Raw genomic sequence first — 13,377 nt, forward strand, 5'->3', positions numbered from 1 at the left:
AACGATGTTGGGAAAATTAACACTTGATGCGGTTCCGCTACACGAACCAATCATTATGGTTACCGTTGCTGCAATTGTGCTGGGCGGGGCGGCTCTTGTTGCCCTCCTGACCTATTTCGGCAAGTGGAAATGGTTATGGAGCGAATGGCTGACTTCGGTTGACCATAAAAAAATCGGTATCATGTACATTCTGGTCGCCATGGTCATGCTTCTGCGTGGTTTTGCCGACGCCATCATGATGCGCAGCCAGCAAGCACTTGCTTCTGCTGGTGAGGCAGGCTTCCTGCCGCCTCATCACTACGATCAGATTTTCACCGCTCACGGCGTTATCATGATTTTCTTCATGGCGATGCCTTTCGTAGTGGGCTTGATGAACGTGGTCGTACCGCTACAAATCGGTGCTCGTGATGTTGCCTTCCCGTTCCTGAACTCCCTGAGTTTCTGGTTCTTTGTCGTCGGGGTGGTGTTAATCAACATCTCTCTGGGGGTCGGTGAATTCGCGCAAACCGGTTGGTTGGCCTATCCGCCACTGTCAGGTAAAGAGTACAACCCAGGTGTCGGGGTCGATTACTGGATCTGGAGTTTACAGATTTCTGGTTTAGGTACTTTGCTGACCGGTGTTAACTTCTTCGCGACTATCTTGAAAATGCGTGCCCCTGGCATGTCAATGATGAAGATGCCTGTCTTCACATGGGCGGCGCTTTGCACCAACATTTTGATTATCGTTTCTTTCCCGATCCTAACTGTGACCGTCGCGTTACTGACTCTGGACCGCTACCTTGGCACCCATTTCTTTACCAATGATATGGGTGGCAACATGATGATGTACATCAACCTGATTTGGGCCTGGGGCCATCCGGAAGTGTACATTCTGGTTCTGCCGGTATTCGGGGTATTCTCCGAAGTTACCGCGACCTTCTCAAGAAAACGCCTGTTTGGTTACACCTCTTTAGTCTGGGCAACCATCGCGATTACCGTTCTGTCGTTTATTGTTTGGCTGCACCACTTCTTTACTATGGGGTCAGGTGCCAACGTTAACGCCTTCTTCGGTATAGCGACGATGATTATTTCTATCCCAACTGGGGTGAAAATATTCAACTGGCTGTTCACTATGTACCAGGGTCGTATTCAGTTTAACTCCGCGATGCTGTGGACTGTTGGCTTCATCATCACCTTCTCTATTGGTGGGATGACCGGCGTTCTGTTGGCAGTACCGGGCGCAAACTTTGTGTTGCATAACAGTCTGTTCCTGATTGCCCACTTCCATAACGTGATTATCGGTGGTGTGGTGTTCGGTTGCTTCGCTGGCCTGACTTACTGGTGGCCTAAGTCCTTCGGCTTTACGCTGAATGAGAAATGGGGCATCCGTGCATTCTGGTTCTGGATTATCGGCTTCTTCGTTGCCTTTATGCCGCTGTACGTATTGGGCTTTATGGGTATGACCCGTCGTCTGAGCCAGGATATCAACCCGGAATTCCACCCGATGTTGATGGTGGCAGCAGGCGGTGCAGCACTGATTGCTTGCGGTATCTTGTGTCAGGTTATCCAAGTGTTCGTCAGTATCCGTGACCGCGAACAAAATCGCGATCTGACTGGTGACCCATGGGGTGGCCGTACGCTGGAGTGGTCTACCTCTTCCCCACCGCCGTTCTATAACTTCGCCGTTGTACCTGAAGTGACTGACCGTGACGAATTCTGGGATATGAAAGAGAAAGGCGAAGCATACAAACGCCCAGCGAAATACGAAGAAATTCACATGCCGAAGAATACCGGTGCAGGTGTGATTATTGCTGGCTTCAGCTTGATCTTCGGCTTTGCCATGATCTGGTACATCTGGTGGCTGGCCATTGTTGGCTTCGTCGGCATGATTGTGACCTGGATTGTGAAAAGTTTCGACGAGGATGTTGATTACTATGTGCCGGTTGCAGAAGTGGAGCGCATTGAAGATCTTCATCATGAACAAATCAGCAAAGCAGGCGTGAATCATGTCAACTGAAACTCTGATTAACCATAACGTCGCCCATGCAGAGCATGGGCATCACGATGCAGGAGCGACGAAAGTCTTCGGCTTCTGGATCTACCTGATGAGCGACTGCATTTTGTTTGCAACATTGTTTGCAACTTATGCAGTGCTGGTAAACGGGACAGCTGGCGGCCCTTCAGGCCGGGATATCTTCGACTTGAACTTTGTTCTGGTTGAAACCTTCCTGTTGCTGTTCAGTAGCATTACTTACGGCATCGCTATGCTGGGCATGAACAAAGGCCACAAAAACCAGGTTAATACCTGGTTAGGTCTGACCTTCCTGTTTGGCCTGGGCTTTGTGGCAATGGAAATCTATGAATTCCATCACCTGATTGCTGAAGGCTACGGCCCGGATCGCAGTGCGTTCCTGTCTAGCTTCTTCGCGCTGGTTGCCACCCACGGTATTCACGTTACCGCTGGCCTGGTTTGGATCATCATTATGATGATTCAAGTAGCAAAACGCGGCCTGAATGAAACGAACCGTACCCGCCTGATGTGCCTGAGCTTGTTCTGGCACTTCCTGGATGTGGTCTGGATCTGCGTATTCACCGTTGTCTATCTGTTAGGAGCTATGTGATGAGCCATCCAACATCTAGTCATTCAACAACGACTCACGGTGGAGCCAGCCACGGTAGCTTGAAGTCATACCTTATTGGCTTCATTCTGTCGGTTATTCTGACAGTTATTCCATTTGCTATGGTGATGAGCGGTACTGCCTCCCATACGACTATCCTGGCCACAGTGGTCGGTTTGGCCGTGGTGCAGATTATCGTGCACCTGGTGTACTTCCTGCATATGAATGGATCGTCCGAAGAACGTTGGAATCTGGTGGCGTTCCTGTTCACCGCTATGATTATTGCAATCGTTGTTGTGGGCTCACTTTGGATTATGTACAACCTCAACATCAATATGATGGTTGACTAAAGAGCTGCATGTGATGATTAAGCAATACCTGCAAGTAACTAAACCAGGAATTATTTTCGGCAATTTAATTTCTGTCGTTGGGGGATTTCTCCTCGCTTCCAAAGGCGTGATTGATTACCCCCTCTTTCTCGCCACCCTGTTCGGTGTCTCGTTAGTTGTTGCCTCCGGGTGTGTATTTAACAACTATATCGACCGTGATATCGACCGCATCATGGAGAGAACGAAGAATCGTGTGCTGGTAAAAGGGCTTATCGATCCGAAAGTGAGCCTGATTTATGCTTCGATACTGGGTATTGCTGGCATGCTGCTGCTCTACGTTGGCGCTAACCCGTTAGCCATGTGGCTGGCTGTAATTGGTTTCGTGATTTATGTTGGGGTCTATAGCCTCTACATGAAACGCAAATCCGTCTACGGCACATTGATTGGTAGCTTATCAGGTGCCGCACCTCCAGTGATTGGTTACTGTGCCGTTACCGGGCAGTTCGATATGGGTGCTTTGATCCTGTTGCTTATCTTCAGCCTGTGGCAAATGCCGCACTCTTATGCCATCGCGATTTTCCGCTTTAAGGATTATCAAGCTGCCAACATTCCGGTTTTGCCGGTAATAAAAGGAATATCGGTCACCAAAAACCATATTACCCTTTATATCCTGGCATTTATGGTCGCCACCTTGATGCTGACCTTAAGTGGCTATGCCGGTTATAAATACCTGGTTGTCGCTGCTGCGGTGAGTGTCTGGTGGTTGGGTATGGCGTTGCGCGGTTACAAAGCGACCAATGACAGCGTATGGGCGAGAAAACTCTTTGTATTCTCTATCATTGCTATTACGTCATTGAGCGTCATGATGTCGGTTGATTTCAATGTTCCTTCCTCGGCTGGATTACTGACTTACGTCGGATAACTTCAACCCTGTTGTGATAAAAATGGCTGGCGGGCTATTCCTGGCAGCCATTTTTTATTTCTCCTCGTACCCTACTGTTATCTAAAAACTCGCCTGTAATACATTCTAAACATCAATAGATTTACCCACTGGCCCTAACATCATTACAATGGCGCAGAATGTTTTTTTGAGGTGGTAATGAACGACAATAAAATGACCCCGCTAGAGCTCCGGGCAACCTGGGGGCTGGGTACGGTATTCTCTTTGCGCATGCTCGGCATGTTTATGGTTCTCCCCGTTCTCACCACTTATGGTATGGCGCTTTCTGGTGCCAGCGAAGCATTGATTGGTATCGCCATTGGTATTTACGGTCTGGCTCAGGCTATTTTTCAGATCCCATTCGGGCTGGTTTCTGATCGTATTGGCCGTAAGCCGCTGATCGTTGGTGGCCTACTGATATTTGCACTGGGAAGTGTGATTGCCGCACTGAGTGATTCTATCTGGGGCATCATTCTGGGTCGCGCATTACAGGGCTCAGGTGCTATCGCGGCCGCCGTCATGGCACTGCTGTCTGATTTGACTCGTGAGCAAAACCGTACCAAAGCGATGGCATTTATCGGTGTCAGCTTTGGGGTCACTTTTGCCATCGCGATGGTGCTGGGGCCAATTGTCACTCACGCTTTTGGTTTGCAAGCCCTGTTCTGGGCAATAGCGATACTGGCACTATTAGGTATTGTTATTACATTAGCCGTGGTGCCGGATGCCGATAACCATGTGCTTAACCGCGAATCCAGTATCGTCAAAGGTAGCGTGAGCAAAGTGCTCAACAACAGTCGGCTACTCAAACTCAATTTCGGCATCATGTGCTTGCACATCTTATTGATGTCGAGCTTCGTTGCTTTACCGCAGATTATGGCAAGTGCCGGTTTAGCCCCAGCCCAACACTGGATTGTCTATCTGGTGACCATGTTGGTTTCCTTCGCCGCAGTCGTGCCGTTTATTATTTATGCTGAAGTCAAACGCCGGATGAAGCAGGTCTTTATGGGCTGTGTCGCTGTGCTGTTTGCCGCCGAAGTGGTGCTGTGGTCTGCCGGGCAACAGCTGTGGATCATCATTGCCGGTGTGCAGTTATTCTTTATTGCTTTCAACGTGATGGAAGCAATATTGCCATCATTGATCAGTAAAGAGTCGCCAGCAGGCTATAAAGGTACCGCCATGGGAATTTACTCCACCAGCCAGTTTATTGGTGTGGCTATCGGTGGCAGTTTAGGCGGATGGCTTTTTGGTATGGAAGGGGCAAGTATGGTATTTGCCGCTGGGTCGGTTATCGCGCTGGTGTGGTTTGGCGTGAGTGCCACTATGCAAGAGCCACCTTATGTCAGTAGCTTGCGAATTACCTTGTCCGAATTGGCGGTAAAAGACTCAGCATTAGAAGAACGAATCAGAGCACAACCTGGTGTCACTGAAGCGGTAGTGGTGAGAGCCGAGCGCAGCGCTTATATCAAAGTGGATACCAAAAAAACCAATCGCAGCCAGCTAGAAGAATTGGTCAACGCAATATAGACAAAAGCAGGTACAAAAGTGATCGATACTTTTGTACCTGATTTAGCTAAATATTAGTCGCGGAAGTTATTGAACTGGAATGGCTGGCCCAGATCAGCGCCACGAATTAATGCCATCACACTCTGTAAATCATCACGGGCTTTGCCGGTGACCCGTACTTGTTCGCCCTGAATTTGTGCCTGAACTTTCAGCTTGCTGTCTTTAATCAGCTTAACCAGCTTCTTCGCCTGCACACTTTCAATACCTTGCTTCAGCTTGGCTTCCACACTGTAGGTTTTGCCACTGCGATCCATTTCTTCCGGGATCTCCAATGCCGCACCTTCAATACCGCGCTTACTCAATTGAGCACGTAAAATATCCAACAGTTGCTCGACCTGAAAATCAGATTCACTGGCAACTTTGATACTTTCGTTCTTTTCATTTAACTCAAAACTCGCTGGAACATTACGAAAATCCCAACGGTTCGCCAGATCACGGGTGGCGTTTTCAACTGCGTTACGCACTTCCTGCATATCAATTTCAGATACGATGTCGAAAGATGGCATATTCCCTCCTCCTGATAAGATGAATGGCGAGCATAATAACCGCTTTATCGTCGTAGACAAAGCCAAGCCGTTGATAATGACTTAACTCATGCCATATGGCAGCTAAGCCTACGTTTAATGACTAAAAAGTCTATAATCAAAGCATAACACTTAGAAACAAGCAGCATACTTTCCGCCTACACCAAGGAGGTCTCAATGAAAATTACTGTGCTTGGTTGCGGAGCTCTTGGGCAGTTATGGTTATCAGCGCTCTACCAGCAGGGTCACGATGTACAAGGCTGGCTTCGTGTGCCACAGCCCTTTTGTTCAGTTAATGTCATATTGTTAGGTGGCGAGGCATTCAATCAGAATCTCCCCACTAATGATCCAGAGCATTTGTCGAAAAGTGAATTATTATTGGTTTGCTTAAAGGCGTGGCAAGTTTCCAGTGCAATCACGGCCTTGCTACCTAAACTTAATCCCGAATGTAAGATTTTACTGCTACATAATGGGATGGGTACGCAGGAAGAACTGCCTCGAGATGAGCACCTTTTTCTCCATGGTGTGACCACTCATGCTGCACGTCGTGATGGCAACACAATTGTCCATGTCGCCAGCGGTATCACCCATATTGGCCCGATGTCTCCTATTACAACCGATATCAGCTATCTGGCAGATGTCTTACATCAGGCTTTGCCAGATGTGGCCTGGCACAATGATATCTCGGCAGCATGTTGGCAAAAATTGGCCGTAAACTGCGTGATTAATCCGCTTACCGGCCTGTATAACTGCCGTAATGGTGATTTGCAGCGCTATCCAGAGTTGATTGAGCGGTTATGTGCCGAAGTTGCCAGTGTGATGGAGATGGAAGGCTATCATACCTCAACAGAGAGCCTGCTTAGCTACGTAAACAATGTCATCCAGAGTACCGCCGATAACGTCTCGTCACTGCTACAGGATTTACGTTGCCAGCGGCACACTGAGATTGACTATATCACCGGCTACTTACTGCAACGCGCAAGAAATCACGGTATGACTCTGCCAGAGAATACCCGGTTGTATGATTTGATTAAACGTAAGGAAAATGAGTATGAGCGTATCGGCGCTGGTTTGCCTGGCTCCTGGTAGTGAAGAAACCGAGGCCGTCACCACAATTGATATTCTGGTGCGCGCAGGTATTAACGTCACGACAGCCAGTGTCGCCAGCGACGGCGCGCTGGAAATTGTCTGTTCGCGTGGCGTCCGTTTACTGGCCGATACCCGCCTGGTGGATGTGGCAGATCAAAAGTTTGATGTGGTTGTCCTGCCTGGTGGAATTAAGGGAGCGGAATGTTTTCGCGACAGCCCATTGTTAGTTGCTACTGTAGAACAAACACATAAAGAAGGTCGTTTGGTTGCCGCCATTTGCGCCGCCCCCGCTTTAGTGCTTGAGCATCACAAGTTATTCCCGGTGGGGAATATGACCGGGTTTCCGGCATTGAAAGACAAAATTGATCCAACCAAATGGATGGATCAGCGTGTTGTTTATGACCGACGGGTCAATTTGGTCACCAGCCAGGGGCCTGGAACATCCATCGATTTCGCGCTAAAGATTGTTTTTTTACTGCTCGGGCGAGAAAAGGCAGAAGAGATCGCCTGGCAGTTGGTACTACCGCCAGGGATTTATAACTACCGTGAGTAAATAATTTACTACAATTGAGAAAGAGCCGCCGACTTTATTTAACCCTCAACATTGGCGGTTCATTATCTACTACCCGTACAGATTAGCTATTTGGCATCGATTAGCATCGTTACACTAATGATAACCTCCAATAAAACCCAACAACTATTCAATCACTCAAAAAGATGCAATAGTTATCGGCAAATATAGCCATAAGATAGAAAAATAATATAATCTTAAATGTAGATATAAATACCAGCTAAATTTTATCAATAAAAATCAAATTCATACGAAAAATAATACTAATAACCAATACTGACAAATAGAATCTCACGGCAACAGGTGGAATAAATCACATCTGGTAAATTATTGTGAATAATCAGAAGTTAATATACTATTCGAGTTAGTTGGAAACGCATTAAAATATTATAAACACTTATATATTAAGTGATGTCACTTCTACGTCTTGTAAAATAGAACGCCCGCTCAAATATATTTACCGTCAAAACTAATAAGGAATAAATATGAAAAAATTATTATTGGCTAGCACAATAATGGCTTCATTCGGCCTATTTTCTTCAGCTTCATTAGCGGCTGAATCACCACTAAATACGGAACTCCTCATACCTAAATTTAACGAAGGTATTGTTTGTTTCCCTAATGGGGTATGTATGAATCCTGGTGATATTGGGCAGATTTGTTGCCCATTCTCACCCACCGTACCCAATATCAAACCTGACGATTTAGTTGAGTTTAACTAACACCAAATTGCCTGACATTTTATATTGAATGTTACAGGTTTTTAGAGACGGCTACTGCGCTATCTCGGAGCGGAAAAGCGCAGTAGACCTTAACTTATCACCTTTAAGGGCGGTAAACTTTCACGTTAGTATACCCCTGCTCACGCAGATACAACGCCTGTAAACGGCTCATTACACCGCGGTCGCAATACAACAGATAGCTCTTGCTCTGATCCAAATCGGCAAATTGCGTACTCAGTTTATAAAACGGCAACGCACGGACTTCAATTCCTTCCAACTTCAGTGGCTTTTCATCTTGCTCATCGGGAGCTCGAATATCCAGCAGCACATCGGTATCTGCTAACTCTGCCACAGTTTCAACTTCAACGACCTGCTCACGGCTTTGTTCAGCGATTTCACGGATATCGACGTTTTTGGCTTCGCTGACTACTCGGTCCAAAATGGAGAAATCAAAGTGAGATTCTTCTTCTTCAATCTTGGCCTTAACCGCTTTCACCGTCGGGCTTTTTGAAATCACGCCGCAATATTCTGGCATGGTTTTAGCGAAATCTTCGGTACCGATTTCACGCGCCAGATTGATGATGTGCTCTTTGTCATGAGAAATCAGCGGGCGCAAGATCAGGGTGTCAGAGGCATTATCAATTAAACGCAAATTGGTCAGTGTCTGGCTGGATACTTGCCCCAGAGCTTCACCGGTGACTAGCGCCTGCACACCATAGCGCTCAGCCACCTGCGATGCTGCGCGCACCATCATGCGTTTCAACACCACGCCCATCTGACCATCTTCGACTTTTTCGAGGATTTCGCCCACCACCGGTTCGAAATCGATGGCAACAAAACGCACCCGATGGGAGCTACCAAAACGATTCCACAGATAATGAGCCACTTGCTTCACCCCAATCTCATGGGCAGAGCCACCAAGATTGAAGAAACAATAATGCACACGGCAGCCACGACGCATCAGCATATAGCTGGACACTCCGGAGTCAAAACCGCCTGAAATCAGAGATAAAACATCTTCCTGCGTACCAATTGGGAAACCACCCAATCCTTCATGGCGCGCCTTGATCAGTGTCAGTTTGTCCTGATCAATTTCTAAATGAACTGTCACCTGAGGATGGGTCAGTTTAACTTTGGCACTTTCAATATGTTGATTTAGCCCGCCGCCAACATAGCGTTCGACATCCCCAGAGGAAAATTCATGTTTACCACGACGTTTCACACGGACACAGAATGTTTTCCCGATCAGCGTTTCGCGATACGCTTCCAGCGTTTGCTCAAAAATATTGTGCATATCGGTGTAGCTGCGGTCTTCCACTTCGAGAATATGGTGAATCCCCGGAACGCGGGTCAGGGCATCACAAATCTGTGGGCCAAGATTGTCATCTTTAGTACGAATTTCAATATGATCCCAATGACGAACCACCGCGAGAGTATCGTCCTCAAGGTTTTTCAATACGTTGCGGATATTGGTTGTGAGGATCTTAATGAAGCGCAATCGCACAGATTGACTCTTGATGGTGATTTCTGGGAACAATTTAATGATAAACTTCATGGCGGTCTTTAGTTGTCTGGTTATGGAGTGATGGCGTCGCTATCGATAGCAACAGTCAAAGGCGTCAGCGAAAACATGCAAGCCGTGGAGTATATCACTATATGATGCGTGGCTGCGCACTAAAAACCGGACTTAAACGTCACGATTTCCCCTTCATTATCCGCTAGAATAGCCGGTAATAAGCCTTTAACCTGAAGAGTTGCTCTCTGTAAGCAGAAAAAAGACATTACGCGCCATCAAGGTTACGTTTCATAAAAAATATCGAGTCGAATAAAAACTATGCCGAAAAAAGCCGCATCACCTGAAACCAAAGCCGCCAGTTTTGAGACATCACTCAGCGAACTGGAACAAATAGTTACTCGCCTGGAGTCTGGCGAACTTCCACTGGAAGAAGCGTTAAATGAGTTTGAGAGAGGCGTACAATTAGCACGCCTTGGGCAGCAGACATTACTGCAAGCCGAACAGCGCGTTCAGGTTCTCCTGAGTGATGAAGTTGATGCGCCACTCACCCCTTTTACCCCGGATGCTGAGTAGTCTTATGTCTAACACCCCCTCCTTAGTTGATTTTAATCAACAACTTGCCGCACACCAGCAGCGAGTCAATCAGGCTCTGTTGGATTTTATTGCGCCCCTCCCTTTTGGCAATAGTGATTTGGTAGAGGCGATGCGCTATGGCGCTGTGTTGGGTGGTAAGCGGTTGCGTCCTTATCTGGTTTACGCCACCGGTCAAATGTTCGGTCTGTCACTGACCAATCTGGATGCCCCAGCCGCGGCAATTGAATGTATCCATGCTTATTCATTAATTCATGATGATTTGCCAGCGATGGATGACGATGATTTGCGCCGTGGGCAACCGACTTGTCATGTAAAATTTGGCGAAGCCAATGCCATTCTGGCCGGAGATGCCCTGCAAACCTTGGCATTTTCTATCCTGGCAGAAGCACCCATGCCCGATGTCGCTGATAAAGACCGGCTGTCAATGATCGCAGAATTAGCCCATGCCAGCGGTGTTGCCGGTATGTGCGGCGGGCAGGCACTAGATCTGGAAGCAGAATCCCGTCAGATAACACTGGATGATCTTGAGAAGATTCACCGTCATAAAACCGGAGCACTAATCCGCTCCGCCGTTCGTCTCGGTGCGTTGGCTGCTGGTGTCTCTGGGCGCGAAGCTCTGCCATTACTAGACCGTTATGCTAATGCGATCGGTCTGGCCTTTCAGGTGCAAGACGATATCTTAGACGTTATCGGTGATACAGCTACAATTGGTAAACGCCAAGGTTCTGATCAGCAACACGGGAAAAGCACTTATCCGGCCCTTATGGGGCTAGATTGCGCCAAAGCCAAAGCCATGGATCTTTATCAGGAAGCACTTAGCGCCCTGAATGCGCTGTCGGCGCAATCCTATAACATAGCGCCACTACAGGCGTTAGCCTGTTTTATTATTGAGCGTGATAATTAGAAATATGCTGGCAGTGAGTCAATGCCTACTTAACCTTTTGATATGAGCATCGAATGAGTCTTGATATAGCCAAATACCCGACATTGGCACTTGCAGAAAATCCCGAAGAACTGCGCATGTTGCCGAAAGAAAGTCTGCCGAAGTTGTGTGATGAACTGCGGCAGTATTTGCTTGCCTCTGTCAGCCGCTCCAGTGGGCATTTTGCTTCTGGATTGGGCGTCGTTGAGCTTACTGTCGCGTTGCATTACGTCTACAACACGCCATTTGATAGTTTGGTGTGGGACGTCGGCCATCAGGCTTATCCGCACAAAATATTGACGGGCCGCCGCGAGCAAATAGGGACTATTCGCCAAAAAGATGGTTTGCATCCTTTCCCTTGGCGTGGCGAAAGTGAATATGACGTCCTTTCTGTCGGTCACTCCTCAACGTCCATCAGTGCTGGCTTAGGCATGGCGGTAGCTGCGGAGCGTGAAGGTAAAGGGCGGCGTACTGTGTGTGTGATTGGTGATGGTGCTATCACTGCTGGTATGGCTTTTGAAGCTATGAATCATGCGGGTGATATTCACTCAGATATGCTGGTTATTCTTAACGATAACGAAATGTCTATTTCCGAAAACGTAGGCGGCCTGAATAACCATTTGGCGCAGTTATTATCTGGCAAACTCTACGCCAGTCTGCGTGAAGGCGGTAAAAAAGCATTTTCGGGTTTACCACCGATTAAAGATTTGCTGAAACGTACCGAAGAACACCTGAAAGGAATGGTAGTACCCAGCACCTTATTTGAAGAACTAGGTTTTAATTATATCGGTCCGGTTGATGGTCACGACGTACAAGCACTGACGCAAACATTGAAAAATATGCGCAGTCTGAAAGGCCCACAGCTGCTGCATATCATGACTAAAAAGGGCAAAGGCTACGCACCGGCTGAAAAAGATCCCATCGGCTGGCACGCAGTACCCAAATTTGATCCGGCCTCCGGCACACTGCCGAAAAGCCAGGGCAATGTGCCTACCTACTCCAAAATTTTTGGTGAATGGCTATGTGAAACTGCCGCCAAAGACAGCCAGTTAATGGCCGTAACGCCAGCAATGCGTGAAGGCTCGGGGATGGTGCGCTTCTCGCGTGAATATCCACAGCAGTATTTTGATGTGGCGATAGCCGAGCAGCATGCGGTGACCTTTGCAGCCGGTCTGGCAATTGGTGGCTATAAACCTATCGTTGCTATCTACTCCACTTTCCTGCAACGGGCTTATGACCAGTTAATCCACGATGTTGCCATCCAAAATCTGCCGGTACTATTCGCCATTGACCGAGGCGGTTTGGTGGGTGCAGATGGCCAAACTCATCAGGGCGCATTTGATCTATCATTTATGCGTTGCATTCCTAACATGGTTATCATGACCCCAAGTGATGAGAACGAGTGTCGTCAGATGCTGCACACCGGCTATCACCATAACGGGCCAGCGGCGGTACGCTACCCGCGTGGCAATGGCACTGGTGCTGTGCTCGAACCATTGGCAATAATGCCGATTGGTAAAGGGATCGTGCGCCGCGAAGGTAAAAAAGTGGCCATTCTGTGCTTTGGAACATTGCTCGCTCAGGCGCAAATCGTCGCCGAAAATCTGAATGCCACACTGGTTGACATGCGTTTCGTTAAACCATTGGATGAAGAGTTGGTGCTGGAACTGGCTGCCAGCCACCAGATACTGGTTACCGTTGAAGAAAACGCCATTATGGGCGGTGCGGGCAGTGGTGTAAATGAGCTACTGATGGCAAAACGCCAGTTAGTGCCAGTATTGAATCTCGGCTTACCAGACCATTTTGTTCCACAAGGTGAACAAGATGAAATGCGCGCAGAATTTGGTTTGGATGCTGCGGGAATACAGCGCCAGATTGAAGCATGGTTGGAGTAACTCAGACAGATAACACCGTGAGCCAAGGGCGACCACTCCTACGGGCGCTCCGGCGGCTTTCGCCGCTACGACCCGAAAGGAGCGTTTCCCTTGGTTCGGCTTTTACCTGCACTTT

General features: G+C 47.9%; 13 protein-coding genes. 11 read left to right on the forward strand and 2 right to left on the reverse strand.

What is annotated here, in order from left to right; genetic code table 11:
* The first annotated feature begins 4 nt into the window (after positions 1–4).
* The 5 genes from cyoB to FTB31_RS15265 all read left to right on the forward strand — a co-directional run bounded on the left by cyoB (position 5) and on the right by FTB31_RS15265 (position 5,390).
* Positions 5–1,996: a cytochrome o ubiquinol oxidase subunit I gene (cyoB, locus tag FTB31_RS15245; RefSeq protein ID WP_005163523.1), complete on the forward strand. Its 1,992-nt coding sequence runs from the start codon at positions 5–7 to the stop codon at positions 1,994–1,996.
* On the forward strand, positions 1,986–2,600 hold the full coding sequence (locus FTB31_RS15250) for a cytochrome o ubiquinol oxidase subunit III (protein ID WP_077174538.1): 615 nt from the start codon (positions 1,986–1,988) through the stop codon (positions 2,598–2,600). Before cyoB ends, FTB31_RS15250 begins: the two co-directional genes overlap by 11 nt.
* Positions 2,600–2,947 carry a cytochrome o ubiquinol oxidase subunit IV gene (locus FTB31_RS15255; protein WP_005167623.1) on the forward strand — a complete coding sequence of 116 codons (348 nt, stop codon included), beginning with the start codon at positions 2,600–2,602 and terminating at the stop codon, positions 2,945–2,947. Before FTB31_RS15250 ends, FTB31_RS15255 begins: the two co-directional genes overlap by 1 nt.
* 13 nt (positions 2,948–2,960) lie before the next feature.
* Complete coding sequence (gene cyoE, locus FTB31_RS15260) at positions 2,961–3,848, forward strand: heme o synthase (protein ID WP_005163530.1); 888 nt, start codon at positions 2,961–2,963, stop codon at positions 3,846–3,848.
* Between the two features lie 177 nt (positions 3,849–4,025).
* Positions 4,026–5,390 carry an MFS transporter gene (locus FTB31_RS15265; protein WP_050077334.1) on the forward strand — a complete coding sequence of 455 codons (1,365 nt, stop codon included), beginning with the start codon at positions 4,026–4,028 and terminating at the stop codon, positions 5,388–5,390.
* A 53-nt stretch (positions 5,391–5,443) separates the two neighbouring features.
* Here FTB31_RS15265 and FTB31_RS15270 read toward each other — a convergent pair whose 3' ends face one another.
* Positions 5,444–5,935 carry a YajQ family cyclic di-GMP-binding protein gene (locus tag FTB31_RS15270; RefSeq protein WP_042542336.1) on the reverse strand — a complete coding sequence of 164 codons (492 nt, stop codon included), beginning with the start codon at positions 5,933–5,935 and terminating at the stop codon, positions 5,444–5,446.
* A 195-nt stretch (positions 5,936–6,130) separates the two neighbouring features.
* Between FTB31_RS15270 and panE the strand changes: the two genes are divergently transcribed.
* The 3 genes from panE (at position 6,131) to FTB31_RS15285 (ending at position 8,335) form a co-directional block, all read left to right on the forward strand.
* The gene (panE, locus tag FTB31_RS15275; protein ID WP_050077333.1) at positions 6,131–7,042 is read left to right on the forward strand and encodes a 2-dehydropantoate 2-reductase; all 912 of its coding nucleotides are present in this window, start codon (positions 6,131–6,133) and stop codon (positions 7,040–7,042) included.
* The gene (gene yajL, locus FTB31_RS15280; protein ID WP_050077332.1) at positions 7,005–7,595 is read left to right on the forward strand and encodes a protein deglycase YajL; all 591 of its coding nucleotides are present in this window, start codon (positions 7,005–7,007) and stop codon (positions 7,593–7,595) included. Before panE ends, yajL begins: the two co-directional genes overlap by 38 nt.
* A 503-nt stretch (positions 7,596–8,098) precedes the next feature.
* Positions 8,099–8,335, forward strand: coding sequence for a hypothetical protein (locus FTB31_RS15285; protein ID WP_077174540.1), 237 nt, complete (start codon positions 8,099–8,101; stop codon positions 8,333–8,335).
* A gap of 103 nt (positions 8,336–8,438) precedes the next feature.
* Here FTB31_RS15285 and thiI read toward each other — a convergent pair whose 3' ends face one another.
* Positions 8,439–9,890, reverse strand: a complete 1,452-nt coding sequence (gene thiI, locus FTB31_RS15290) for a tRNA uracil 4-sulfurtransferase ThiI (RefSeq protein WP_077174541.1) — start codon at positions 9,888–9,890, stop codon at positions 8,439–8,441.
* Between the two features lie 279 nt (positions 9,891–10,169).
* Here thiI and xseB point away from each other — a divergent pair, with 279 nt between their 5' ends.
* From xseB to dxs, 3 genes are read left to right on the forward strand one after another with little or no spacing between them, the layout of a single operon-like run.
* Complete coding sequence (xseB, locus tag FTB31_RS15295; protein WP_050077329.1) at positions 10,170–10,424, forward strand: exodeoxyribonuclease VII small subunit; 255 nt, start codon at positions 10,170–10,172, stop codon at positions 10,422–10,424.
* 4 nt (positions 10,425–10,428) lie between these two features.
* Entirely contained in the window at positions 10,429–11,349 is a 921-nt protein-coding gene (gene ispA / locus FTB31_RS15300; RefSeq protein WP_077293588.1) for a (2E,6E)-farnesyl diphosphate synthase, read from the forward strand.
* Positions 11,350–11,402: 53 nt separating this feature from the next.
* Entirely contained in the window at positions 11,403–13,262 is a 1,860-nt protein-coding gene (gene dxs, locus FTB31_RS15305) for a 1-deoxy-D-xylulose-5-phosphate synthase (RefSeq protein WP_227731523.1), read from the forward strand.
* Positions 13,263–13,377 lie beyond the last annotated feature (115 nt).

Origin of the sequence: Yersinia proxima (genome assembly GCF_902170785.1) — a bacterium.
Lineage (GTDB): Bacteria > Pseudomonadota > Gammaproteobacteria > Enterobacterales > Enterobacteriaceae > Yersinia > Yersinia proxima.

Bases quoted from the DNA above. Each gene is read 5' to 3' on its own strand.
- cyoB (WP_005163523.1), top strand. From the start codon at position 5: ATGTTGGGAAAATTAACACTTGATGCGGTTCCGCTACACGAACCAATC.
- FTB31_RS15250 (WP_077174538.1), top strand. From the start codon at position 1,986: ATGTCAACTGAAACTCTGATTAACCATAACGTCGCCCATGCAGAGCAT.
- FTB31_RS15255 (WP_005167623.1), top strand. From the start codon at position 2,600: ATGAGCCATCCAACATCTAGTCATTCAACAACGACTCACGGTGGAGCC.
- cyoE (WP_005163530.1), top strand. From the start codon at position 2,961: ATGATTAAGCAATACCTGCAAGTAACTAAACCAGGAATTATTTTCGGC.
- FTB31_RS15265 (WP_050077334.1), top strand. From the start codon at position 4,026: ATGAACGACAATAAAATGACCCCGCTAGAGCTCCGGGCAACCTGGGGG.
- FTB31_RS15270 (WP_042542336.1), bottom strand. From the start codon at position 5,935: ATGCCATCTTTCGACATCGTATCTGAAATTGATATGCAGGAAGTGCGT.
- panE (WP_050077333.1), top strand. From the start codon at position 6,131: ATGAAAATTACTGTGCTTGGTTGCGGAGCTCTTGGGCAGTTATGGTTA.
- yajL (WP_050077332.1), top strand. From the start codon at position 7,005: ATGAGCGTATCGGCGCTGGTTTGCCTGGCTCCTGGTAGTGAAGAAACC.
- FTB31_RS15285 (WP_077174540.1), top strand. From the start codon at position 8,099: ATGAAAAAATTATTATTGGCTAGCACAATAATGGCTTCATTCGGCCTA.
- thiI (WP_077174541.1), bottom strand. From the start codon at position 9,890: ATGAAGTTTATCATTAAATTGTTCCCAGAAATCACCATCAAGAGTCAA.
- xseB (WP_050077329.1), top strand. From the start codon at position 10,170: ATGCCGAAAAAAGCCGCATCACCTGAAACCAAAGCCGCCAGTTTTGAG.
- ispA (WP_077293588.1), top strand. From the start codon at position 10,429: ATGTCTAACACCCCCTCCTTAGTTGATTTTAATCAACAACTTGCCGCA.
- dxs (WP_227731523.1), top strand. From the start codon at position 11,403: ATGAGTCTTGATATAGCCAAATACCCGACATTGGCACTTGCAGAAAAT.